Origin of the sequence: Sphingomonas faeni, assembly GCF_030817315.1 — a bacterium.
GTDB classification, from domain to species: domain Bacteria; phylum Pseudomonadota; class Alphaproteobacteria; order Sphingomonadales; family Sphingomonadaceae; genus Sphingomonas; species Sphingomonas faeni_C.
The window spans coordinates 63,155-86,744 of record NZ_JAUSZF010000004.1 but is presented as its reverse complement, the minus strand read 5'-3'; the positions used below and the strand labels follow the sequence as shown (position 1 = coordinate 86,744).

Genomic DNA, 23,590 nt, shown 5'->3' with positions numbered 1-23,590 from the left:
GACAGTTCAGGTCTGACAAAGCCCTTCAGACTGCAATCAAGCGAACCGCCATGTATGGTTTACCTGGTAGGTCGATGACCGGACGTTTTAGATCGATAATTTCATATTCGTCCCGTTGGTGCATGCGAAAGACGCCGTCGATCGGTGCGATCGTCATGTTCCATGTATCGATCACATCGATCCGGTAGTCCGGATGGGGTTCAGTCGCGCGCGTGGGTAGAACAACGTCCCATCGCGTCGGCGTAGTGCCGCCGAAATAGCGCAGATACCAAGTGAACTCGTGGCCGCCGAGATGATAGTCCCAGAACTGCTGGATCGGATCAATGCCGGGTTGCGGCGCGCTTTCTATTATCCGTTTCAGAAAGGCCAGCCGGGGTGGACTGGTCCCACGCAGACGCCCGCCCTGGCCCAACCATGATCGATCGGGATCGCCATTGTCGGTTATGACCTCGCCGTGTCCGACATACGCACCGCCAACGGTGCCCCACCAGAAGCGCTCGACGAGCTGTTCTCCGGTGAGCTTGGCCCATCGCTTGTCCGAATTACCCTCATATATGACTTCGTCGAAGATCACGGCCTTCTGTGCGAAGTTGCGATGCGGATGGACACGGCCGTCGTCCAGAACAGCGGCACCATGCTGAATGCTGGCATGGGTGATCCAGGGCTTGCGATTGTCGTAGTAGACGTGGAGCTGGTGGATCGAGCGTAGCCGGTCGTGCGGATCCGCCGCGATTAGAATCTGGAACAGCGCATCCCAATCGGCGACGGTCTTGCCCTCGACGATGTCATATTCGTTGGCCATCGCCCACCACACGTTACGGAACGCGCCGAACCGGGCGGCGACATAACGGACATACCGCGCATCGTCGGCAGGCCGCATGCCCGAATAGCCGCGTGTCTTGTCGTAAGGATGGAACAGGATGACGTCGGCCTCGATACCAAGCTCGCCCAAGCGCCGGATGCGATCCTCGAACCGGCGGAAATAGGCAGGATCGAAGCGGGTCGCGTCCCAATCTTTCGGGCCACCGCCGGTGCGGACGAACGGATCCGTCGCAACCGACGGCACGTTGGGGAAAACGCACATGCGGATCTTGTTGAAGGGCGCGGCCTTCAGTGTCGTTAGCGTCTCGGCGCAGCGTGATTCGGATTGCAGCGCCCAGGAATAGGCGGTGGTCCCGACCGGGCGATAGGGCGTCCCGTCGGCATGGACGAAGTGATAGCCGTCTCGCGTCATCCTGACGGGGCCATGATTGCCCGCGCGCGGCACGATGCTCTCAACGCTGCCCGTGCGCCCGTCGAGCGCAGCGACGTTGCTGGTCGTCCGCCACGTCCAGCGACCGAGTTCGCCAGGGCTAAACCGGATACGGTAGATGCCGTCGCCATCGTAGAAGCCAGGAATCTCCAAGCGCTTTCCGGACGATTCGAAGGTCGCGACGACCCGAACATCGTCGAACGGATTGCCGCTCGACGGACCGTCCAATGCGATCTCGTACAGGCCCCACCGCTCAACGCGGCGGGGCAGCGCAGCGACGGCAGTGGCGGCGGGCACGAGCGCGGCCGCTCCCGTTACCAACGTTGAACCCAGCATCGTGCGTCGTGAGAATTCCACCTGCCGTCTCCTATTTTCCGTGCGAACCGCACCCACAAACATGCTGGATCAGACATTCATAGTATCATATGACGTCATAAGAAAAGAATGTCGGAAGGGATGGCATGGCGGGCGATACGATTGAGGCGATCGACGCCTCTGGATCCGAGCGGAACGACTGGAAGAACACGATCCTGGCGGGGCTCGCCAACTATATCGATGCGGGGTCGATCGTCGCCGGGTCCGCTGCGTTGGCGTTGTGGATGGAGGCGTACAAACTCAGCCCCTCCTTCGTCGGTTTGATCGGCGCGCTTGGGCCTAACGCGATCTCGGCCGGCATCGGTGCGTTCGTCGGTGGCAGGCTGTGCGATCTGTTCGGCCGCAAGACGATCTACCAGTACGACATGCTGTTCTACGCGTTCGGCATGCTCTGGCTTATCTTCGCGATGAATGCGTGGACGATCCTAATCGGCTTTTTCCTGGTCGGCTTGGCGGTGGGCGCCGATATTCCGGCATCCTGGTCGCTAATCGCCGAGTCCGCGCCAAAGGGTGCGCGCGGCAAGCACAGCGGTGTGGCACAGGTGCTGTGGTATCTCGGCCCCGTCGTTGTCCTGTTCATGTTCCTCGCGCTGGAGCCACTCGGCCTGCTAGGTGCCCGGATCGTCTTCGCGCATCTGGCGATCCTCGCGGTCGCGCTCACCTTCCTGCGGTCGCGGATGGGAGAATCGCAACGCTGGCTAGATGCCAAGGCAGACGTCGCTCTGATCGACGGTTCCCCACCCCAGCCCGTCCGCCTGCGCGATCTCATGAAGGCGAAGTGGATCGGGCCGATGGCGTTCCTCATCGGCATGTACGGCATGTGGAACCTGTGGGCTGGCACCAACGGCTTCTTCTTCCCCTATATCCTGCGAACCGTCGGCAATCAGAGCCAGTCGATGTCGGTCGCGGTCCAGTCGCTTAGCTTCTTCATTGGCATGCTTTCGATCTGGCTGATCTTCATGCAACTCGCGGACAAGGTGAACCAACGACTGTTGTTCCTCGTTTCCGCGACCATTCAGGTGATCGGTATGGCGCTGCTTGCCATCTTTCCGCTTACTCTGCCGATGGCGCTGCTGCACGTCTTCCTGATGAGCGTCGGGCAGGGTTTTGGCGCACAGTCGTTCTTCCAGTTGTGGAGCGCGGAAATGTTTCCGACGCTGCTGCGCAGCACCGCGCAGGGGCTGATGTTCGGAGTAGTCCGGATCACGCTTGGCGTATTCAGCTTCTTCGTGCCGCTGCTCACCTCGACCGGGTTCCAGACGCTGGCCTGGATCCTCACCGGGTTCCTGTTCCTGAGCGGATTGATCGGTTTCCTCGGGGCGCCCCGCAACGAAGGCAAGTCGCTCGACGAATTGGAGGCGGAGATGGACGTGGCACCGATCGATCGGCATCCGGCAGGCGTCTAACGCACGGCGCGATCGATCGCCGCGATCCAGCCGGTTCGGATCGCGGCGCGCTCGGCATCGGCAATGATCGGCACGAACGCATCGTGCGGCATAAGGCGCATCCCGTCGGCGACATGGCCCAGCGCTTCGGCCGCCATGCGCGCGACACCAAGCGCGCTGGCCTCCGCAGCCTTCGGTCGGGCAACGTTTCGCCCCGTCAGGTCGGCTAGGATCTGTGCGAGCAGGCCATTCTTCGCGGCACCGCCGTCGATCGAGATCGAAGTGCAGCGAGATCCAAGATCGGCCTCCATCGCTTCGATCACATCGGCGATCTGAAGCGCGATCGCATCGAGCGTCGCCCGTGCGACATGCGCAGGGCGGGTCGAATGCGTCATTTCGCTGATCGTGCCGCGCGCGTGCGGGCACCAATGGGGGGCGCCGAGCCCGGCAAGCGCGGGTACGAACAGGACGCCATTGGCATTCGGCACCGATGCCGCGAGCGTCGTCAGCGCGGCTTCGTCGGCAAGGCCCAACAACGTGGTAGCGAAGGCTGCCGCTTGGCCTGATACGGAGATATTGCCTTCAAGCGCATGGCGCACCGTTCCGCCGCGACTCCAGGCGATGGTGCTCGACAGGCCGTGCGTCGAGCGTACGCGGACCGCAGTCGGCGTCATCAGCGAACTGCCCGTGCCGATCGTCGCCTTTATGCCGCTGCCCGGTGTTTCGATGCCGTGCGCGAACAGCGCGGCGTGGCTGTCGCCCATCATAGCGTGGATGGGCGTGTCAGGCGGCAATGCGGTCAGCTCCGGTGCGACGGTGCCGAAGCGGCTGTCAGACGCCATGACACGCGGCAGCATCGCGATAGGTACGCCAAAGATCGTCGCCAGGTCCTCGTCCCAGTCAAGCGTATCGAGGTTAAACAATTGCGTGCGCGAGGCATTGCCGTGATCGGTCGCGTGGACCGTGCCGCCGGTCAGGTTCCACAGCAGCCAGCTGTCGATCGTCCCGCACCGCACGTCGCCCCGCGCCGCCCGCTCGGGGCCGCCAGGGATCATCTTGAGCAGGTCGGCGATCTTGGCGGCGGGAAACAAAGGGTCGAGCCCCAGTCCGGTGCGCTCGACGATCATCGGCTCCAGCCCCTGCGCGCGCAGTTCGGTGCAGCGGCCGGCAGAACGCTGGCACTGCCACAGCACCGCCGGCGTCAGCGCACGCCCGGTCTGAGCATCCCATATCACCACCGTCTCGCGCTGGTTGGCGATGCCGATGCCCATTATGTGCAGGTCGGGTCCCGACGTCCGCTGGTCCGTGACGAGTTCCGCGATGAGCGCTGCCACCCCGGCCCATATGTCGGACGCCGATTGCTCGGCCCACCCGGCGCGGGGATAGGCGACTCGCATCGCCCGAGAGCGCGACGCCATCACCGTGCCGTCGGTCGCGACCAGCAGCGCCTTGGTATTCGTCGTCCCCTGATCGATCGTGAGGATGACGGGCATGGTCATCGCACGCGCCGCTGTTCCAGCACGTCGCGCGCCGCGGCCACGATCCCGTCGGCGGTGAGCCCGTATCGTTCCATCAGCCATTCGGCCGAGCCGGTCGGCAGGAAGCCTGGGAACCCGAGCATCCGCATCGGCACTGGTGCATTCCGCGCGCACCATTCGGCAACCGCACCGCCAAGGCCGCCATAAGCCAACCCCTCCTCCGCGGTCACGATCGCTCCGGTCGCGGCTGCCGCGGCAAGCGCCGCCGTATCGATCGGCGAGACGGTAGACATGTTCACGACCCGCGCCGCGATCCCCTCGTCTGCCAGCACCTCGGCAGCCGCCAGCGCGCGGTGGACCAGCGTACCGTTGGCGACGATCGTCACGTCCGTGCCGTCCCGCAGCGTTTCGGCACGACCGATCATGAACGCCGCATCGCCGCGGTCGAGCGCCGGAACGGGCATGCGGCTGATTCGAACGAAGACCGGCCCGTCATGCGCCGCTGCAGCCTTGATCGCCTCGCCCGTCTCCCACGGATCGGCCGGCACGATGACGGTCAACTTGTCGATCGCGCGCAACCATGCGACGTCCTCGATGCTGTGATGCGTCGCGCCGAGTTCGCCGTAGGCAACGCCGCTCGAAATCCCGCACAGCTTCACATTGGCTTGGCTGTAGCCGCAATCGACCTTGATCTGCTCCATCGCGCGTGCGGTGAGGAAGCAAGCGGCACCGCTGACGAACGGGACCTTGCCGCCGTTCGCCAGCCCGGCGCCGACGCTGACCATGTTCTGCTCGGCGATGCCGACGTTGACGAGCCGTGTCGGGAACCGGTCGCGGAATTTGCTTAGCTTCGACGAGCCGACCGAATCATTGACGACGGCGACGATCCGGTCGTCTGCCACGGCCAGCGCCTCCAGCGTCGCGACATATGCGTCGCGACAGTCGAACAGACCTTGCGGAGCGATAGTCGCGCTCATGATTCCATCTCCGCTTCGATCTCGCCGATCGCCTGTGCATATTGTGCCGCGCTGGGCACTCCGTGATGCCAGCCGGCCTGGTCCTGCATGAAGCTGACGCCGCGTCCCTTTACCGTGTTTGCAATGATGCACAGCGGCTTCTCGCGGGGCTCCGCCGCCGCGTCGAACGCGCGCAGGATGGCGCCGTGATCATGGCCGTCGATCCCGACTACATCCCAGCCGAACGCGCGCCATTTGTCCGCGAGCGGTTCCAGCGTGTTGGTGTCCTCGGTGCGTGCGCCCTGCTGCAAACCGTTGCGGTCCACCACGACGGTCAACCGCCCGAGCTTACGATGGCCAGCCAGCATCGCCGCCTCCCATATGCTTCCTTCCTGCAACTCGCCGTCACCGGTCAGCGCGAACACGCGGTAGTCGGCGCTGTCGATCTGGCCCGCGATCGCAATGCCTACCGCCACCGGGAAGCCGTGTCCCAGGGGACCGGTATTGGTCTCGACCCCGGGAAGATACACGCGGTTGGGATGACCGTTCAGCCGCGACTCCGGCGCTAGATAGGTGTCGAGCTCCTCTTCCGGAAAGAAACCGCGACCGGCCAGCGCGGAATACAGAGCGCCGGTGCAATGCCCCTTGCTCATCACGAAACGATCGCGGCCCGGCGCCCTCGGATGGGCCGGATCAATCCGCAGCACATCGAAGTACAGCGCTGCCAGCACGTCCGTCGCCGACAGGTCGCCACCGGGATGCCCCTGCCCCGCCTTGACAATCATCGCCAGCAGCCGCCGCCGCATCCAGTTGGCGCGGGCGGCAACGTCGCGGACACGCGTGTCGAAATCGCCATTGCTCATAAAAATAGATATGGTCATATGACGTCTTATAAATATCGATCGGTCCTCAGGCAACGGGGATCGTCGGACAGGACCGTAAAAACAGGACGAGGATCGAACGATGGGCAAGCAACGCTACGGTGCCGGCATCTGGCATTTCGCGACGTACGTGGATCGCTATGCGACCGACGGCTATGGCGAGGCGCGATCGCTGATCGAGATGATCGACCTTGCCGGTCAGGTCGACGATCTGTCGGTGGTCGACATCAACTATCCGTTCGTCGACCCCAGCCTGTCGATCGCCACCATAGACGCGGCGCTGGAGCGCAACGGCCTGTCGGTGATCGGCATCACGCCGGAAATCTACACGCGCCAGTTCGCCAAGGGCGCCTTCACCAATCCCGATCCCGGCATCCGCCGCCTCGCCAACGCGATGTGCAACGAAGCCGCCGGTATCGTCCGCCATTTCGGCGCCGACTATGTGAAGCTGTGGCCCGGACAGGATGGCTGGGACTATCCGTTCCAGGTCGATCACCGCGCATTGTGGCAGGCCAGCATCGACGGCGTCGCCGAACTCGCAGGCCAGAATCCCGACCTGAAGTTCGTCATCGAGTACAAGCCGCGCGAACCGCGCGTGCACATGAGCTACGACAGCGTCGCGCGCACGCTGCTCGGGATAGAAAAGATGGGCCTGCCCAATGTCGGCATCCTGCTCGATTTCGGCCATTCGCTCTATGGCGGGGAAACCCCGGCGGACGCGGCCCAGCTCGCGATCGATCACGACCGCCTGTTCGGCATGGACGTGAACGACAATCTGCGCAGTTGGGACGACGACCTGATCGCTGGATCGGTCCATCCGATCGAGCTGTTCGAATTCTTCTACACGTTGCGCAAGAACGGCTGGGAAGGCGTGTGGCAGCTCGATCAATTCCCGTTCCGCGAGGACAGCGTCGCTGCCGCCAACTCGGCGATCGGCTTCCTCAAGGCGATCGAGCGCGCGCTCGACAAGCTCGACTTCGCAGCGATGCAGGACGCGCAGGATCGCCAGGACGCTGTGACCGCGCTCAATCTCGCGCGCCAGGCTCTGTTCTCTTCCTACTGATGCAGGCCCCGAACGCATGATCATCTCGTCGACCGGCGATTTCCGCGAAGCCGCCCGCCGCCGCCTGCCGCGCTTCCTGTTCGATTATGCGGACGGCGGCGCCAATGCCGAGGAGACGCTGCGGAGGAACGTGAGCGACCTGTCCAGCGTCGCGCTGCGGCAGCGCGTCCTGCGCGACGTGGCGACGATCGACCTGAAGACCACGCTGTTCGGACGCGAGATCGCGCTGCCGGTGGCGCTCGGCCCGGTAGGGATCAGCGGCATGTACGCCCGCCGCGGCGAAGTACAAGCGGCACGCGCGGCGGCAGCCGCCGGCATTCCCACCTGCCTGTCGACGGTGTCGATCTGCTCGATCGAGGAGGTGGCGCGCGCGGCCGAGCCGTTCTGGTTCCAGCTCTACGTCATCCGGGATCGCGCGTTCATGCGCGACCTGATCACGCGCGCGAAGATCGCCGGCGCGGAGGCACTCGTCTTCACCGTCGACATGCCGGTGCCGGGCGCGCGCTACCGTGACGCACATTCGGGCATGTCAGGTCCGCGCGGGCCTCTCCGCCGCGCGGTGCAGGCGATGGGCAAGCCGGGCTGGGCATGGGACGTCGGCGTGCGCGGGCGTCCGCACATGCTGGGCAACCTCCTGCCGGTGCTGGGCGCGAACAGTGGCCTGAACGATTATATGGGCTGGCTTGGCGCAAATTTCGATCCGACCATCCAGTGGCGCGACCTGGACTGGATCCGCGCCGCCTGGGATGGCCCACTGATCATCAAGGGCATCCTCGATCCGGAGGATGCGCGCGAGGCGGCACGGATCGGCGCGGACGGCATCGTCGTGTCGAACCATGGCGGGCGACAGCTCGACGGCGTTCTTTCCACCACGCGCGCGCTGCCCGATATCGCCGAAGCGGTCGGCGACACGATGACGGTTCTCGCCGATGGCGGAATACGGAGCGGACTGGACGTCGTGCGGATGCTTGCGCTGGGGGCGCAGGGCGTGTTGCTGGGTCGGGCCTGGGTGTACGCGCTCGCCGCACAAGGCGAGGCAGGCGTGACCAAGCTGCTAGACCTGATCGCGCGCGAGATGACGGTCGCGATGACGTTGACCGGGGTCAACCGGATCGTGGCGATCGACCGCTCAATCCTGGCCGACGCCGGTCGTCGGTACGACGCCACGAACGGATCGGACTGGGTATGATGGACGCGGTATCGGACGTGCGGGTCGTCGACCTGCGCGCGGAACACACGACCGACCTGCTGGGCACGGACGTTCGTCATCCCCGGCTGTCGTGGCGGATCGAGGCACGCGCGCGCGGCGTCGTGCAGCACCGCTACCGCATTCGCTCTGCCCGCGCTCCCGGCGCGCTCGCTGCGGGGGACCTGGTATGGGACAGCGGCGACGTAGCGTCGGATACGACGTTCGACATCCGCTACGGCGGCCCGCCGCTCGTCTCGATGCAACGGATCTGGTGGTCGGTCGAGATCGTCACTGCGGGCGGGCAGCGTGCCTGTTCCGATCCAGCATGGTTCGAGGCGGGATTGCTGGACGCAGGCGACTGGCAGGGCGACTGGCTCGAAGCAGAGGATGCGTTCGCTGCCGCCGATCGCGCAACCGGTCTCGCCTGGATATGGAGCACCACGGCGCTCGATCCGCGGTCGCACGCATTCCGTCTCGATTTCGACATACCCGCCGATATCGTCCGATCGGACATTCTGGTTTCCGGCAAGGATCATCTCCGCGGCGTCTGGATCGACGGCGTCGCGACGACGCTCGCTGGCGCCAACGGCTATGATAGCCCGCTACCGTTCTGGGGATCGCTGAGCCTGGTCGAGACCACGCTGCGTCCGGGCCGCGCGACGATCTGCGTGCTGGTCGAGGCGGATACCGAGGGGTTCTTCCCCGTCGACGGTGGCGCCTTTGCCGCGCTTGTCCGGCTGTACCGCGCGAACGGCTCGGTCGAACGGATCGTCAGCGGTCCGCGCTGGCACGTCCTTCCCGATCCACCCGAAGACTGGCAGGCACCCGGTTTCGACGCGCGCGACTGGCCCTCAGCGGAGCCGAGCGGCGCGAACGTGCATAACGATCCGCGTCCGCCCGAACCGGTGATGATGCTCCAGACCGGCTTCATGGCACGCAACGAGGTCGCCTCGGCGCGGCTCTACGCGACGGCGCTCGGCGCCTACGCCGCGACGATCAACGGCGTGGCGGTATCCGATGCGATCCTGTCGCCGGAGATCAGCGTGGCGTCCGACCATGTCTTCTACCAGACCTGTGACGTGACTGCCCTGATCGCACCGGGTGACAACGTCATCGGCGCGCTGGTCGCGGACGGATGGTATGCCAGCCCGTTCGGATGGCGGATCGAGCGCTACGGCTTCGGCCCCGCCCCCCGCAGGTTCCTGGCGCAGTTGCGCATCGACTATGCGGATGGCAGTCACGACTGGATCGTGACCGGCCCGGAGTGGCGCACCGCGCCGTCGGCGATCCTCATGTCCGAGATCTACGACGGCGAGACGGTCGACGCCCGCCGCGCATCACCCGGCTGGGACCGCCCCGGCTTCGACGCATCCGCATGGACGCCCGCGCGTGTCGGCACGCCACCCGACACCCGTCTCATCCCCCTCACCTCGCCGCCTGTCCGAGCGACCGGAGAACGCCGCGCGATTACCGTTACCGAACCCGTACCCGGCCGGTTCGTCTTCGACTTCGGCCAGAACTTCTCCGGCTGGGCGAGGATCACCGCCTCGGGCGCGTCCGGCACGACGATCACCGCGCGCTTCGCCGAACTGCTCGCCTCCGACTGCACCGTCGACATGGCGAATCTCCGCCTCGCCCGCGCGACCGATCGTTTCACTCTTGCTGGAACCGGCACGCCCGAAACGCTCGAGCCACGCTTCACCTATCACGGCTTTCGCTATATCGAGGTCGAAGGATATCCGGGCATCCCGACGCTCGACGACGTCATCGGCATCGTCGGCCACAGCGACTGCCGACTGACCGGCGACATGACCCTGCCCGACGCACCGTTGCTCCAGACGATCTGGCGCAACGCGCTGTGGAGCCAACGGTCGAATTTCTTCGCGGTGCCGACCGACTGCCCGCAACGCGACGAGCGGATGGGCTGGATGGGCGATATCCAGGTGTTTCTCGACGCGGCGGCGTTCAACATGGAGGTCGATCCGTTCATTCGCCGCTTCCTGGTCGAGGCACGCGCGGCGCAAAGGTCCGATGGCGGCTATCCGATCGTCGTCCCGCAACCGCAGTCCTTCCCCGACGTCGTCACCGCGGGCTGGAGCGAGGCCGGGATCATACTGTCGTGGCAGCTGTGGCAACGCTACGGCGATACCGCGGTGATCGACGAGAACTGGGCCGCGATGGAGGCCTGGATGGCGCACATCGCGCGTACCAACCCCGATCATGTCTGGCGCAACGATCGCGGGCTCGATCTCGGCGACTGGCTATCGGTCGACGCGGTCAAACCCGACGACGAAACGACCCCCCGCGGGCTCTGCGCGACCGCCTATTGGGCCTGGTCCGCCGCAATGATGGCGGACATGGCCGGCGCAACGGGACGAGGCTTGAATGCGGAACGGTACGCCACACTGCGCAGGGCCATCGGGCAGGCGTTCGTATCAGAGTATGTCGCTGCGGACGGCATCGTCGGCAACGGCAGCCAGACCGGCCAGGTACTCGCGCTCCACATGGGTCTCGTTCCAACCGACCTGAGCGCCGCCACCGCACGCGTCCTCGCCGACGACATCCGCCGACGTGGCATGACTTTGTCGACCGGTTTCCTCGGCACGCCCTATATTCTGGATGTGCTGGCCGACGCCGGATGCATGGACGTGGTGACTGGCCTGCTCCTCCAGACCGCCTATCCCAGCTGGGGCTATATGGTCGCGCAGGGTGCCACCAGCATGTGGGAGCGCTGGAACGGCGATATCGGCGACGTCGCGATGAACAGCTATAATCATTATGCGTTCGGCGCGGTCGTCGGCTTCTTCTACCGTCGCCTCGCGGGCATCGCCTCCGTCGCGCCCGGTTTCCGGCGGATCGCGGTGCGTCCTTTATGGCTGCCCGAGATCGGTCGCGTCGCCGCTTCCTACGAGTCCTGCATAGGCCGGATCGCCACAGCGACCGAAGGTGACGCGACCGGCCTCACGCAGCTGTCGCTGACTGTCCCCGCCAACGCCGTCGCCGATGTCCAGTTGCCCGCGCGCGCGTGGACGGAAAGCGGCCGCATGCTCGCCGATCACCCGGACATCCGCGCAATCGATACGCAAGACAGCGTGCTGCGCTTCAGCGTCGGATCGGGCGAGTATCGCTTCGCCTTACGCGATTGACACGATAGAAGCCCACCGCTAAACATCATACGTCTTACGAAATAAATCTGGAGAGAGGTCTGGTGGTCGCGCTGTTCGGCGAGACGATGACGCGGCGGACGCTGGCGACACGAACGGGAAGCCTCTCGCAATTCGCGGGCGTACGCCTGTCGACGCTTGGCGACGGGATCGAGCGCGGCCTGCGCCAGCTCGAATTCCGCACCGGCACGGGCCTTCGCTTCACAATACTGGTGGACCGCGCGATGGACATCGCCGAATGCGATCATGCCGGGCGCGCGATCGGCTGGCATTCCCCGTCAGGCTTCCGCCATCCCGGTCTGCATGAGTATGAGGGTGAAGGCGGGCTGAGCTGGTTCCGCTCGATGTCCGGCCTCAATATCACCTGCGGGCTGGACCACACGCTGTTCATGCACGACGATCCCGCCGGCCATTATCACTATAGCCCGCGCGAAAAGACGTCGTCGTCCCTCCACGGCCGGGTCGGTACGATCCCCGCGCGTCTGACCGGCTATGGCGAGCGCTGGGACGGCGACGAGTGCATCCTGTGGGCCGAGGGCATCGTCCAGCAATCGACCGTGTTCGGTGAGGACCTCCATCTGATCCGCCGGATCGAGGCGACCGTCGGCGGTGACGAGATCCGCATGCACGACCGCGTCGTCAACCACGGCTTCTACCGCACGCCGCACATGTATTGTTACCATATCAACGTCGGCTACCCGGTGCTGGCCGAAGGATCGCGCTACGTCGCACCGATCCGCGACGTGCTGTGGGCGGCGCATGCCGACGACTACGCCGCCCAGGGCGTCGGATACCGCACCGCCCCCGCCCCCATCGCCAATTTCCACGAACAGGTGTGGCAGCACGACATGGCCGCCGACGCCGAAGGCCGGGTCAACGTCGCGCTCGTCAACGAGGCACTCGGGTTCGGCTTCGAGGTCCAGACGCTCAAGAGTCAGTTCCCTGCCATGTACCAGTGGCAGAATTTCCACGCGGGCCATTATGCGATGGGGATCGAGCCCTCAACCAATCACGTGTTCGGCAAGGATTTCGCGCGCGATCGCGACGAGCTGATCTGGCTCGAGCATGGCGACGAGCGCCGCTACGACACGGTGCTGCGCATCCTGTCCGATACCACCGCCGTCGCCGATGCGGTCGCCAGGATCGAGCGCGTCGCGCACCAGCCTACCGAGGACTATCCGCAGCCGAGCGGCAACTTCCCCTCGATCGACGGTCGGTCCGCATGAAGGGCCGCACGATCCTTTACACCGGTGCCGCCGGCGGGCTCGGGCTCGCGACGACATTGCTGCTGATGCGGCGCGGCGCGACCGTGGTCGCGGTGGACAATGATCCCGCCAAGATCGCGGCGCTCACCGAGGCCGCTGCCGGGATCGATACGGGACGCCTTGTCGTTTCTACCGCCGACCTGTCTGACCTCGCCGGCTTCCGCACCGAACTGGACCGGCTGGTCGCAGATCTTGGCGGGTTCGACGTCGTCATCAACAACGCCGCGATCTACCCCTCGAAACCGTTCGAAGAGTATTCGATCGAAGAGCATCAGTTCGTTCAGCGGATCAACGTCGATGCAGGGATCGTTGCCGTGCAGGCTGCGCTGCCCGGCATGCGCGCGCGCGGCTTCGGGCGGATCATCAACATCTCGAGCATCACCATCTCGGGCGGCTGGGCGAACCTGTCCCCCTATGTCGCGTCCAAGGGCGCGCTGCTCGGCCTGACGCGGGCGTGGGCACGCGAATTCGGCGTACACGGCATCACCGTCAACGCGATCGCGCCCGGCGCCTTCCCGACCGACGCCGAGAAAATCCATACCGACCCCGCCGGCTATGAACGCATGGTGCTCGACGCACAGGCGATCAAGCGCCGCGGATCGGCGGAGGACATCGCCGCCGCGATCGCCTTTTTCGCCGCCGACGAGGCGGGCTTCGTTACCGGCCAGACGCTGCACGTGAACGGCGGCTGGGTCATGGCCTGAAGGATCACAGATGACTATTCTCAAAGGTATCCGCGTGCTCGACTGCTCGATCGCGATGGCGGGTCCGTTCGCCGCGCAGCGACTGGGCGACATGGGCGCGGACGTGGTGAAGGTCGAACCGACCTCGGGCGAATGGCAGCGCCATGCCTCGGCGGGCGGTGCAACGGGCAACAAGATCAACGTCTCGTTCCTGTCGCTCAACCGCAACAAGCGCTCGCTCGCGGTCGACCTCAAGGCACCGGAAGGCAAGGTGCTGCTGCTCGATCTGGTTAAGACCGCCGACATCTTCCTCCAGAACTACCGCCCCGGCGTCGCGGAGCGGCTGGGCGTCGATTACGCGACGCTGTCGGCGATCAACCCGCGCCTGATCTACGTGTCGATGTCCGGCTATGGCGAGGATGGTCCGTATCGCAGTTATCCGGGTCAGGACCTGCTGCTCCAGGGCATGTCCGGCGCGATGCTGTCGGCAGGTGCCGAGGGTCAGCCGCCGTCGGCCGCGGGCCAGTATCTGGTCGATGCGGTGACCGCCTATTCGGCGTTCGAGGGCGCGCTGGCAGCCTTGTTCCATCGCGAGCGCACCGGCGAGGGGCAACTCGTCCAAGTCAACATGCTGGACGCGATCGCGACGATCCAGATGCAGGAATTGTCGGTGTTCACGGTCGGCAGTATACCACAGAAGCGATCGGCCGAGGCACACGCGCATAGCTATATCCGCGCGCCGTACGGCGTGTTCCAGACGAGCGACGGATACATCACGCTGGCGATGGCGCCGCTCGCCAAGCTGGCCGCGTTGCTCGACGATCCGTTCTTCGCGACGCTCGACGAGGAGCGTGACGGCTGGACCCAGCGCGACGCGATCTTCGCGCGGGTCAAGGATCGGCTGCGCACGCGCACCAGCGCGGACTGGCTCGAACGCTTCCGTGCCGAGGATATCTGGGCAGGGCCGGTCTATGGTTATGCCGACCTGGTCGACGACCCCCAGATCAAGCACAACGGCACCTTCGTCGAATACGACCATCCGACGGAAGGACACGTAAAGACGCCCGGCTTCCCGATCCGCTTTTCCAAGACCCCGTCGCGGATCGATCGCGGTGCCCCGCTGGTCGGCGAGCACAGCCGCGACATCCTGTCGGAAATGGGGATGGACGACGACGCCATCGCACGGCTCGTCGAGTCCGGCGTCGTGCGCCAGCACGCATGACACCCGACTATCGCGGCCTTACCTGGGATCACCCGCGCGGCCACAACGCGCTCGCCGAGGCTGCACGTCTAACGGGTGCGGCGGGTACCGGTTCGATCGCGTGGGACACGCATTCGCTCGAAGGGTTCGAATCGCGACCGATCGCGGAGCAATGCGCGCTCTACGATCTGGTCGTCCTCGATCATCCGCATGTCGGGGAAGCGGTCGCCTCCGATTGCATCGTCCCGCTCGAAGAATTGTTCGCAGCCGACGAGATTGCTGCGCTGGAGGCAGACACGGTCGGTCCGTCGCTCGCCAGCTATCGCTTTGCAGGTCGCCACTGGGCGCTTCCGCTCGACGCCGCGACGCAGGTGATGGCGTATCGGAGTGACTGGAACGAAGCGCCACCGACGTCATGGGACGCCGTGATCGCACTATCGGAGCGCGCGCCGGTCGCGCTCTCGCTTGCGGGGCCACATGCGGCGCTCAGCTTCCAATCGGTATGCGGCGCGCTGGGTGCCGATCCCGCATCGCCGCGCGACGCCTTCATCGATCGCGATATCGCTCGCGCGGCGTATGCCATCCTCGCGCGGCTGACCAAGGATGCCACGCGCAAGGCGGCAACGCTGAACCCGATCGCGATGCTGGAGGCGATAGCGTCGGGCACCGGTCCCGTGTTGTGTCCGCTGATCTACGGCTATGTGAATTACTCGACACAGGGCGTGATCGCCTATGCCGATGCGCCGTCCGGGCCGGGTGGACGGATCGGATCGACGCTAGGCGGCACCGGCATCGCCGTATCGCGGCGCGCGCAGGTTACGGCACCGCTGCTCGATCATCTCCGCTGGCTGATGTCGGACGCCGCGCAACGTACCTTCATTCCGCGGCATGACGGTCAGCCCTCGCTGCGGTCCGCATGGACGGACCCGCAAGTCGATGCCGCCGCCAATGGTTTCTATTCGGCTACCCGCGCGACGATCGAAGCGGCGCTGGTCCGGCCCCGCCATGATCATGCGATCGCCTTCCAGACCGAGGCCTCAGCGCTGTTGCGTGCAGGCCTGCTCGACGGATCGTCCGCCGACCGGGTCCTCGACGCGGTCGATCTCGCCTATTCCCGCCATCATTCGCACGGAGCGGAAACATGACCGAAAATCTGCGGTTCACGATCGAAGACCATGTCGCGACGATCCTGATCGATCGCGCGGCCAAGCTCAACGCGATGACGCCGGCGATGGCCGACGCGCTGGTCGCCGCCGTCGCCGAGTGCAACCGGTCGGACGCGGTGCGCGTGGTCGTCGTCACCGGCGCCGGCGAAAAGGCGTTCAGCGCCGGATCGGACATCACCACGCTGGATGGCTATGCGACCCCGTGGGACTTTCGCAACCGCGCCGATTATTGTGACGCCCTGCGCGCCTGTCGCAAACCAGTGATCGCCGCGATCAACGGCTACGCGCTGGGCGGCGGGCTGGAGACCGCGATGGCGTGCGACATCCGCATAGCCTCGACCAACGCACGGTTCGCAGCGCCGGAGATCAAGCTCGGCTGGATCGGTGGCGGCGGGATGGCGGCGGGGCTTGCCTATTCGATCGGTACTTCGAATGCGGCGATGATGCTGCTGACCGGCGACATGATCGACGCCGAACAGGCGCGCGACTGGGGGCTGGTGAGCGAAGTCGTCGCGCCGGACGCGTTGTTCGACCGCGCGCAGGCAATCGCCCGGACAATCGCCACGCGTGCGCCGATCGCGGCCGAGACTGCGAAACTCAATCTGCGTGCCGCCTTCAAGATGCCGTGGGACAAGGCTATCGAGTATGAGCGTGATCTGCAGACGATCTGCTTCGCGACCGAGGATGCGAACGAGGGTCGCGCTGCGTTCGCCGACAAGCGGCCACCGGTATTCAAAAGGCGTTGACGATGATCCCGACCCCCGCCGACATCCTCCCCGCCGATCCCCACGCCGCGCTGGTCGGCCGGGTTTGGCGCCCCGACGTGAACGGCCCCTCCCCGGTCCGCGTCGAGGCCGGGCGGCTGATCGACATAAGCGCCCGGTTCGCCAGCGTGCGGGATCTGTGCGAAACGGACGATCCGTCGGCCGCGCTGCGCGATGCAGCCGGCGAGGATATCGGCAGTCTCGCCGACATTCTCTCCAATACCGATCCGCGGAGCCGTAGGGATGATCGTCCCTGGCTGTTGTCACCGATCGATCTTCACGCAGTGAAGGCCGCGGGCGTGACCTTCGCCACTTCGATGCTGGAACGCGTGATCGAGGAGCGCGCGCGCGGCGATGCCGACGCGGCGGACGGTATCCGTGCACAGGTCCGCGCGCTCGTAGGCGACGACCTGCGCAGCCTGCGGCCGGGCTCTCCCGAGGCCATGGCGCTCAAGGACGCGCTGATCGCGGCCAACGCGTGGAGCCAGTATCTCGAAGTCGACATCGGCCCCGACGCCGAGATCTTCACCAAGGCGCAGCCGCTGTCGACGGTTGGCAGCGGTGTCGAGATCGGCGTCCATCCGGCATCCAGCTGGAACAATCCTGAGCCCGAGATCGTCCTCGTGGTCGCATCGACCGGGCGGATCGTCGGCGCCACCCTTGGCAACGACGTCAACCTGCGCGATGTCGAGGGGCGGTCGGCGCTGCTGCTGGGTAAGGCCAAGGACAATAACGGTGCGGCGGCGGTCGGCCCGTTCGTGCGCCTGTTCGACGACCGCTTCGGAATCGCCGACGTGGAGGCGGCAGAGGTCGCGCTGACCGTCACGGGCGAAGACGGCTTCCGGATGGACGGTCGCTCGGCGATGCGATCTATCAGCCGCGCACCGGCCGACCTGGTCGCGCAGGCGATCAACGAACATCATCGCTATCCCGATGGCCTCGTGCTGTATCTCGGCACGATGTTCGCCCCGACCGAGGATCGCGACGCACCCGGCAAGGGGTTCACGCACCATGCGGGCGATATAGTAAGGATCGCCGCCGCCCCGCTCGGCGCGCTCGTCAACCGCGTGACGGCGACCGACCTGTGCGCGTCGTGGAGTTTCGGCGTGAGCGATCTGATGCGAAATCTCGCTGCTCGCGGGCTTCTGTAGAGTGTCCGATACGACCCGGCCCAGGATCCTGCTCACCCGTCGCTGGCCACAGGCGGTCGAAGACCGGCTTGCCGCGCGCTATGAGGTGACGACCAATGCCGACGACGTGCCGATGGACGCGGCATCGCTCACCACGGCGATGTGCGAGCATGACGCGATCTGCCCGACCGTGACCGACCGGCTGACGGCGGAAATCCTGGAATGTCCCGGCCTGCGAGCGCGGATCGTTGCGAACTACGGCGCCGGGTTCGAGCATATCGATCTGGACGCGGCGCGCCGTGTGGGGCTGGTCGTGACCAACACGCCCGACGTGCTGACCGACGCCACCGCCGACATTGCGATGATGCTGATCCTGATGACCTTGCGCCGCGCGTCGGAAGGCGAGCGCGAGCTGCGCGACGGGCGCTGGACCGGCTGGCGACCGACCCATCTGCTGGGCGGCGGCCTCACCGGCAAGACGCTGGGGCTGATTGGGTACGGGCGGATCGCGCGTGCCACCGCCGCGCGTGCCGCCGGGTTCGGGATGCAAATTATCTATCACAGTCGAAACCGTGCGCGCGACATGCCCGACGATGCCTATCGCGCCACGCCAGCTGCGCTGGCGGCCGATGCGGATGTCGTATCGCTCCACGCGCCGGGCGGACAGGCGACGCGCCATATGGTCGATGCGGCGTTTCTCGCCGGGATGCGTTCCGATGCGGTTCTGGTGAACACCGCGCGCGGATCGCTGGTCGACGAAGCCGCGCTCGCCGCCGCGCTGTCCGCCGGAACGATCGCCGCGGCGGGTCTCGATGTGTATGCCGACGAACCACGGGTAAATCCCGCCCTGCGTGCGTGTACAAACGCGGTCCTGCTGCCACATCTCGGCAGCGCCACGCGCGAGACGCGCACTGCGATGGGGATGCGCCTTGCCGACAATCTGGATGCGGTCTTCGCTGGCTGCGAACCCCATGACCGCGTCGCTTGACCACGTCGAGGCGGCCGTCCGCGGCTGGTTGCAAGGTGCGTCCGATCCGCTGATCCTGGGCCTGTGCGGTGCGCAAGGGTCGGGCAAGTCGACCCTCGCCGACGCACTGCGCGAGCGCCTCGAAGCCGATGGCATCCGAACTGCGATCCTCTCGCTTGACGACCTGTATCTTTCCGGCGCGGCACGTGCGGTGCTGGCACGAGAAATCCATCCGCTGCTGCGCACTCGCGGCGTTCCCCTCACGCACGACGTCGCGCGCGGGATCGCGCTGCTGGACGTCGTGCGTGACGGGAACGCCGTCCGCCTGCCCCGCTTCGACAAGGCGCGTGACGAGCCGGAACCGGCGTCCGCGTGGCAGTCGGTCCCCGCCAATTTGGACGTGCTGATCTTCGAAGGATGGTGCGTTGGTGCCCGCCCGCAGGCCGATGCAGCGATCGTGACAGCGGTCAACGCGCTCGAACGCAACGAGGATAGCGATGGATCGTGGCGGCGTGCGGTCAACGCGGCACTGGCCGCGGATTACGCCGCGCTGTTCGACCGCCTCGATCGCCTCGTCCTGCTCGCGGCACCCGGCTTCGACGTCGTGGCGGGCTGGCGACTGGAGCAGGAACGCGCACTGGCACACCGATTGGCCGCCGACGGTCGCAGCACCGCAGGGCTGATGGACGCGCCGCAGATCGCGCGTTTCATTCAGTTCTACGAGCGGCTGACACGCTGGATTCTGGACGAGATGCCGACGCGCGCCGACCTGACCCTGCGCCTCGACAACTACCGCGCACCGACGACCTGAAAAAAGGCTGCCGCGCAGGGAATGCGCGCGGCAGCCAAAGCAACCGGGGGGAAACCGGTATCCCTTATTCGCGCACAATCACCGCCGCACGCCCGCCCGCGCGATCACGCCCTCGGCCTCGGCGGGCCAGTCGCGGTCGGCCACCAGCATATTGTCGCGTGAGACATTACCGATCTCCGCCAGCCAGCGCCCGCCGGTGGTGTCCGAGCTATGCCAGTTGCCGGTCGCGAGATTGTCGGTCGAGACGCGGCGGCGGTACATCTTGCCCGCCGTGTTGATGTTCAGCCATTTGCCCCGCGTCTCGATGACGTTGCCGGTGACGCGGAAATGCTTGCTGCCTTCGTCGAGGTAGATGGCGATCTTGTCGTCGATATCGAAGATGTGATTGCCACGGATAACCGCACCCGGATTGGCCGACAGATTGTAGATCGCGCCGCCGTCCATGAACCACATCTTCACGCCGTGGATGCGGTTATTCTCGATCACCGTGTCACGCAGCGTGGTGGGCGTGGTGTAGCGCGTGTTGTAACGGTAGCCCTTCTGGTTCTCGTCATAGTTCGGGTTGCCGCCGGCGTCGTTATAGCCCCACCCCCAGCCGACCGCGATCGCGTCGTAGGGTGCATCGGTGATGTCGTTGTGCGCGATCCGGGCACCAGTGATATACGTCGTCAGGATCGCGGCATTGTCCTTATAGTCCTGGCTAACGGTTGCGACGCTGTTGTCCACGATTACGAGGTCGCGATTGATCAAGCTCGCCTGTTTCGGGTGATGCGCCTCTTCGCGCACGCCCCCGGCCATGATCGCGCTGCCCGACAATACCGCGAAATGATTGCGCGCGACGCGGATGCGGGCGGTGGCGAGTCCCACGCCGCTGAGGTTGGCGTTCGCATCGTTGCCGATGCCGAGCGCGATCTGCCCGAGTTGCGTGAAGCGATTGCCCTCGAACGTCACGTTTCGCGCGGCCGCGACCTGGACGGCGGCTGGCATCTGGTTCCAATGCTGTCGCATCGATTCGAATTCTGGGCAGCCCCAGCCACAGCTTTCCACCGCATTGGCAGGCCGGATCGGCGAGGTTTCCGCCAGGAACGCGCCGCTCTGCTGGTTCGCATAGCCGGTCGCGCGCGATGGCCCGAGCCATGAACTGTACGAGAAACGCAGCCCCTTGAACGTCAGCCGCTCGACCGGCGAGGCAGGCGTGCCAGCGATCGACACGAGCGTCTCTAGCCGCGGCAACACGACCTTCAGCCGCGCGATATCGTCGTCCTGCGCGATACGCAGGTAAAGCTTGCCCGCCTGCGGATCGAGGAACCATTGATAGGGCTTGGCATGCCAGTCGTTGACCTTGCCAACGAACTCCAGCGCGTTGACCAGGAACAGCCGCGAATCCTCCGGAAAGATCGGCTTGCTGATCGTGTCATAACCCCAGCTGTTATTGTCCCAAGCTGGCTTCTGCATAGTCACCGTGCGGCCGGCGATCGATTTAACGGGAGAATAGCGATCCGTGAAATATCCGGTCGCCTCGACCTCGAGCCGGTCGGGTCTGGCGATCGCCGAGAGATAGGCCAGGTCCGGGTTGACGATGTCGAACCCGGTGTTCGTGAAGGCAACGTCCCTTGCCTTGATCTCAATCCACGGACGTTCGGCCAGGGCATCGTTGACCCACAGCTGCCGGGCGTCGATGCCCTTCGGCACGTCGGCGACCCAGATCCGGCGCGCTTCGTCGTGCAAGCGAAATCCGGTGACCGGTATGCCGCCCGATACAAGCGGATGCGCGCCATCGGCCGCGCGCCACTCGACGTTGTAGCCGTTCCGGCCGCCATCGACCGCCTTGAACATGAGCGGCCGTTCGAGCGCATAGGTGCCATCCGCCACGATCACCGTCACGTCCGCCCGCCCGTTCGCGGCCCGCACCCGCGCCTGTGCGGCCTCCAGCGAGCGGAGCGGCCTGGTTTCCGATCCCGATGCGCGATCGTCTCCTGTAGGGGCAACATGGATCATGGTCTGCGCGTAGGCCGACGAGGCGAGCAGCAGCCCGATCGCCATGCCGGCCCGCCCACCGTTTCGGCACAATGATCGCATCGTCGATGTGGCCAAGTATCCTGCTCCCGTGTTCTGCCGGCCCCACGTCGCGGATCCCGTACTTTAAAACATATGATGTCTTATGTATCAGTTGCGTGCAAGCTAGTTTTGGCGGGAGAGTATATGGACCTCGGTTTTGTCGATCGACGCACGATCTTGGCGGCAGGTGCAGTCCTGTTTGCGGCGGGGATGGCCGACCGGGCGATGGCCGCCGTGGCCGGCAGTTTCGAGGATGTCCGCCGTCACGGTGCGCGCGGAGACGGGATCGCGATCGACAGCCCGGCGATCAACCGTGCGATCGCCGCCGCGGCCCGGCACGGCGGGGGGACGGTCATCGTGCCGGCTGGACGCTATCTTTGCTTCTCGATCCGGTTGCGCGACAACATTGCGCTGGTGCTGTCGGCGGGTGCGGTCATCGTCGCCGCCGATCCCGATACGCACGGTGCACACTATGATCCGCCCGAAAACTACAGGGAGGAGCAGTTCCAGGATTTCGGCATCACGCACGTCCATAACAGCCTGATCCATGGCGACGGCGTAACCAACGTCGCGATCCTGGGTCCGGGGATGCTGCACGGCCTCGGGCTCGACCGCGAGGGTCCGGGCGACCGCTGGCACAAGCGACCGAACTGGCAGTCGGCAGCGGCGCTGGGCATCACGCCGAAGGAACTGGCGCTGCGCGACCCCGCAGAACGCGCGCAGGTCGGCCGCGCGAACAAGACGATCGGACTGTTCGCGTGTCGCAACGTGCGCCTGTCGGGATTCACAATCCTGCAAGGCGGTCATTTCGGCGTGATCGCACATGGCTGTACGAACATGGAAGTATCCGGGCTGATGATCGATACCGATCGCGACGGCATCGATATCGACGCCTGCCGCGACGTCCGGATCGTGAACTGCATCGTGAACGCACCCAAGGACGATGCGATCGTGCTGAAGAGCAGCTACGCGCTTGGTCGTGCGGCGCCGTGCGAGGACATCCTGATCTCCGGCTGCAAGACCAGCGGCTTCGCGATGGGATCGGTCCTCGACGGCAGCTACCGCGCGTCGGACTATCGCTCGCCCGATACGCTCGGCCCGCTCGGCCGGATCAAGCTGGGCACCGAGACGATCGGCGGCTTTCGCAACGTGCGGATCAGCGACTGCACCTGCACGAACAGCCGCGGTATCCTCATCGGCATCGTCGACGGCGGGACGCTGGAGGACGTGTCCGTGTCGGGGATCATCCTGCGCGATCCGGTCAACCATCCCCTCTTCGTCCATCACGCGGCCCGCATGCGAGCGCCGCGCGATACGCCGGTCGGACGCGTCCGTCGCATCCGGTTCGACGATATTAGCGTCGCCAACGCCGATCCCCGCTTCCCCTGCGGCATCGAAGGGATTGCGGACGCCCCCGTCGAGGACGTGACCTTCCGCAACATCGATATCGAGGCGGCCGGCGGTGGCACCACGGTCGATGCGGCGCGCGTGCCCGTCTATCGACGCGAAACCAGCCTGGAGGTCAGCTATCTTGGTACCTTACCAGCCAGCGGTTTCTACGCCCGCCATGCGCGGCGCCTGACGATCCGCGACGTCAGCGTACGGATACGCGCCCCAGACGCACGCCCCGTCGTCGCGCTACGCAACGTGGCCGGTGCTACGATCGATGGTGTTGTGTCTTCGGCAGTACGCGGAGCCGTACTCAACGAGCAGCATAGTCGCGACGTGGCGCTCGGCCGGGTGACTACATTTTTAGACTAAATGGAAAACACCCCAGACGCCTTGAAGCATCCAGGGTGTGG

The 23,590-nt window shown here is 65.6% G+C and carries 18 protein-coding genes; 13 read left to right on the top strand and 5 right to left on the bottom strand.

All coding sequences use genetic code 11. From position 1 onward, the window contains the following. Positions 1-25 precede the first annotated feature (25 nt). Positions 26-1,588, bottom strand: coding sequence for a DUF5060 domain-containing protein (locus QFZ54_RS18485; protein WP_307089931.1), 1,563 nt, complete (start codon positions 1,586-1,588; stop codon positions 26-28). A 125-nt stretch (positions 1,589-1,713) separates the two neighbouring features. Between QFZ54_RS18485 and QFZ54_RS18480 the strand changes: the two genes are divergently transcribed. Then, entirely contained in the window at positions 1,714-3,033 is a 1,320-nt protein-coding gene (locus QFZ54_RS18480; RefSeq protein WP_307089929.1) for an MFS transporter, read from the top strand. On the opposite strand, the gene QFZ54_RS18475 is transcribed toward QFZ54_RS18480, so the two are convergent. The 3 genes from QFZ54_RS18475 to QFZ54_RS18465 are packed head-to-tail and all read right to left on the bottom strand — an operon-like array spanning position 3,030 to position 6,327. Next, positions 3,030-4,511, bottom strand: a complete 1,482-nt coding sequence (locus tag QFZ54_RS18475; RefSeq protein WP_307089927.1) for an FGGY-family carbohydrate kinase — start codon at positions 4,509-4,511, stop codon at positions 3,030-3,032. The genes QFZ54_RS18480 and QFZ54_RS18475 overlap by 4 nt on opposite strands. Further along, positions 4,508-5,467, bottom strand: a complete 960-nt coding sequence (locus QFZ54_RS18470; protein WP_307089925.1) for a transketolase family protein — start codon at positions 5,465-5,467, stop codon at positions 4,508-4,510. Before QFZ54_RS18470 ends, QFZ54_RS18475 begins: the two co-directional genes overlap by 4 nt. Further along, entirely contained in the window at positions 5,464-6,327 is an 864-nt protein-coding gene (locus QFZ54_RS18465) for a transketolase (RefSeq protein WP_307089924.1), read from the bottom strand. The genes QFZ54_RS18470 and QFZ54_RS18465 overlap by 4 nt, the downstream gene beginning before the upstream one ends. A gap of 82 nt (positions 6,328-6,409) precedes the next feature. Here QFZ54_RS18465 and QFZ54_RS18460 point away from each other — a divergent pair, with 82 nt between their 5' ends. The 11 genes from QFZ54_RS18460 to QFZ54_RS18410 all read left to right on the top strand — a co-directional run bounded on the left by QFZ54_RS18460 (position 6,410) and on the right by QFZ54_RS18410 (position 19,730). Then, a complete protein-coding gene (locus QFZ54_RS18460; RefSeq protein WP_307089923.1) occupies positions 6,410-7,390 on the top strand; it encodes a sugar phosphate isomerase/epimerase family protein in 981 nt (326 codons plus the stop codon). Positions 7,391-7,406: 16 nt separating this feature from the next. Further along, complete coding sequence (lldD, locus tag QFZ54_RS18455) at positions 7,407-8,579, top strand: FMN-dependent L-lactate dehydrogenase LldD (protein WP_307089920.1); 1,173 nt, start codon at positions 7,407-7,409, stop codon at positions 8,577-8,579. Then, positions 8,576-11,725 carry an alpha-L-rhamnosidase gene (locus QFZ54_RS18450; protein WP_307089918.1) on the top strand — a complete coding sequence of 1,050 codons (3,150 nt, stop codon included), beginning with the start codon at positions 8,576-8,578 and terminating at the stop codon, positions 11,723-11,725. The genes lldD and QFZ54_RS18450 overlap by 4 nt, the downstream gene beginning before the upstream one ends. 62 nt (positions 11,726-11,787) lie before the next feature. Then, a complete protein-coding gene (locus QFZ54_RS18445) occupies positions 11,788-12,969 on the top strand; it encodes an aldose 1-epimerase family protein (protein WP_307089915.1) in 1,182 nt (393 codons plus the stop codon). Next, a complete protein-coding gene (locus QFZ54_RS18440) occupies positions 12,966-13,712 on the top strand; it encodes an SDR family NAD(P)-dependent oxidoreductase (RefSeq protein WP_307089912.1) in 747 nt (248 codons plus the stop codon). Before QFZ54_RS18445 ends, QFZ54_RS18440 begins: the two co-directional genes overlap by 4 nt. Before the next feature lie 10 nt (positions 13,713-13,722). Continuing rightward, entirely contained in the window at positions 13,723-14,913 is a 1,191-nt protein-coding gene (locus QFZ54_RS18435) for a CaiB/BaiF CoA transferase family protein (RefSeq protein WP_307089911.1), read from the top strand. Next, complete coding sequence (locus QFZ54_RS18430) at positions 14,910-16,037, top strand: extracellular solute-binding protein (RefSeq protein WP_307089909.1); 1,128 nt, start codon at positions 14,910-14,912, stop codon at positions 16,035-16,037. The genes QFZ54_RS18435 and QFZ54_RS18430 overlap by 4 nt, the downstream gene beginning before the upstream one ends. Beyond that, positions 16,034-16,804, top strand: a complete 771-nt coding sequence (locus QFZ54_RS18425; RefSeq protein WP_307089907.1) for an enoyl-CoA hydratase/isomerase family protein — start codon at positions 16,034-16,036, stop codon at positions 16,802-16,804. The genes QFZ54_RS18430 and QFZ54_RS18425 overlap by 4 nt, the downstream gene beginning before the upstream one ends. A 2-nt stretch (positions 16,805-16,806) precedes the next feature. Further along, positions 16,807-17,973, top strand: a complete 1,167-nt coding sequence (locus tag QFZ54_RS18420; RefSeq protein WP_307089905.1) for a fumarylacetoacetate hydrolase family protein — start codon at positions 16,807-16,809, stop codon at positions 17,971-17,973. A gap of 1 nt (position 17,974) precedes the next feature. Continuing rightward, entirely contained in the window at positions 17,975-18,940 is a 966-nt protein-coding gene (locus tag QFZ54_RS18415; protein ID WP_307089903.1) for a 2-hydroxyacid dehydrogenase, read from the top strand. After that, on the top strand, positions 18,924-19,730 hold the full coding sequence (locus QFZ54_RS18410; RefSeq protein ID WP_307089901.1) for a kinase: 807 nt from the start codon (positions 18,924-18,926) through the stop codon (positions 19,728-19,730). The genes QFZ54_RS18415 and QFZ54_RS18410 overlap by 17 nt, the downstream gene beginning before the upstream one ends. 78 nt (positions 19,731-19,808) lie before the next feature. Here QFZ54_RS18410 and QFZ54_RS18405 read toward each other — a convergent pair whose 3' ends face one another. Then, a complete protein-coding gene (locus QFZ54_RS18405) occupies positions 19,809-21,773 on the bottom strand; it encodes a right-handed parallel beta-helix repeat-containing protein (protein WP_307089900.1) in 1,965 nt (654 codons plus the stop codon). Positions 21,774-21,932: 159 nt separating this feature from the next. Here QFZ54_RS18405 and QFZ54_RS18400 point away from each other — a divergent pair, with 159 nt between their 5' ends. After that, positions 21,933-23,549, top strand: a complete 1,617-nt coding sequence (locus tag QFZ54_RS18400; protein ID WP_307089898.1) for a rhamnogalacturonidase — start codon at positions 21,933-21,935, stop codon at positions 23,547-23,549. Positions 23,550-23,590 lie beyond the last annotated feature (41 nt).

Coding starts and splice junctions, on each gene's coding strand:
- QFZ54_RS18470 (WP_307089925.1), bottom strand. CDS start 5,467: ATGAGCGCGACTATCGCTCCGCAAGGTCTGTTCGACTGTCGCGACGCA.
- QFZ54_RS18420 (WP_307089905.1), top strand. CDS start 16,807: ATGATCCCGACCCCCGCCGACATCCTCCCCGCCGATCCCCACGCCGCG.
- QFZ54_RS18485 (WP_307089931.1), bottom strand. CDS start 1,588: ATGCTGGGTTCAACGTTGGTAACGGGAGCGGCCGCGCTCGTGCCCGCC.
- QFZ54_RS18405 (WP_307089900.1), bottom strand. CDS start 21,773: ATGGCGATCGGGCTGCTGCTCGCCTCGTCGGCCTACGCGCAGACCATG.
- QFZ54_RS18425 (WP_307089907.1), top strand. CDS start 16,034: ATGACCGAAAATCTGCGGTTCACGATCGAAGACCATGTCGCGACGATC.
- QFZ54_RS18410 (WP_307089901.1), top strand. CDS start 18,924: ATGACCGCGTCGCTTGACCACGTCGAGGCGGCCGTCCGCGGCTGGTTG.
- QFZ54_RS18400 (WP_307089898.1), top strand. CDS start 21,933: ATGGACCTCGGTTTTGTCGATCGACGCACGATCTTGGCGGCAGGTGCA.
- QFZ54_RS18480 (WP_307089929.1), top strand. CDS start 1,714: ATGGCGGGCGATACGATTGAGGCGATCGACGCCTCTGGATCCGAGCGG.
- QFZ54_RS18440 (WP_307089912.1), top strand. CDS start 12,966: ATGAAGGGCCGCACGATCCTTTACACCGGTGCCGCCGGCGGGCTCGGG.
- QFZ54_RS18450 (WP_307089918.1), top strand. CDS start 8,576: ATGATGGACGCGGTATCGGACGTGCGGGTCGTCGACCTGCGCGCGGAA.
- QFZ54_RS18435 (WP_307089911.1), top strand. CDS start 13,723: ATGACTATTCTCAAAGGTATCCGCGTGCTCGACTGCTCGATCGCGATG.
- QFZ54_RS18460 (WP_307089923.1), top strand. CDS start 6,410: ATGGGCAAGCAACGCTACGGTGCCGGCATCTGGCATTTCGCGACGTAC.
- QFZ54_RS18430 (WP_307089909.1), top strand. CDS start 14,910: ATGACACCCGACTATCGCGGCCTTACCTGGGATCACCCGCGCGGCCAC.
- lldD (WP_307089920.1), top strand. CDS start 7,407: ATGATCATCTCGTCGACCGGCGATTTCCGCGAAGCCGCCCGCCGCCGC.
- QFZ54_RS18475 (WP_307089927.1), bottom strand. CDS start 4,511: ATGACCATGCCCGTCATCCTCACGATCGATCAGGGGACGACGAATACC.
- QFZ54_RS18465 (WP_307089924.1), bottom strand. CDS start 6,327: ATGACCATATCTATTTTTATGAGCAATGGCGATTTCGACACGCGTGTC.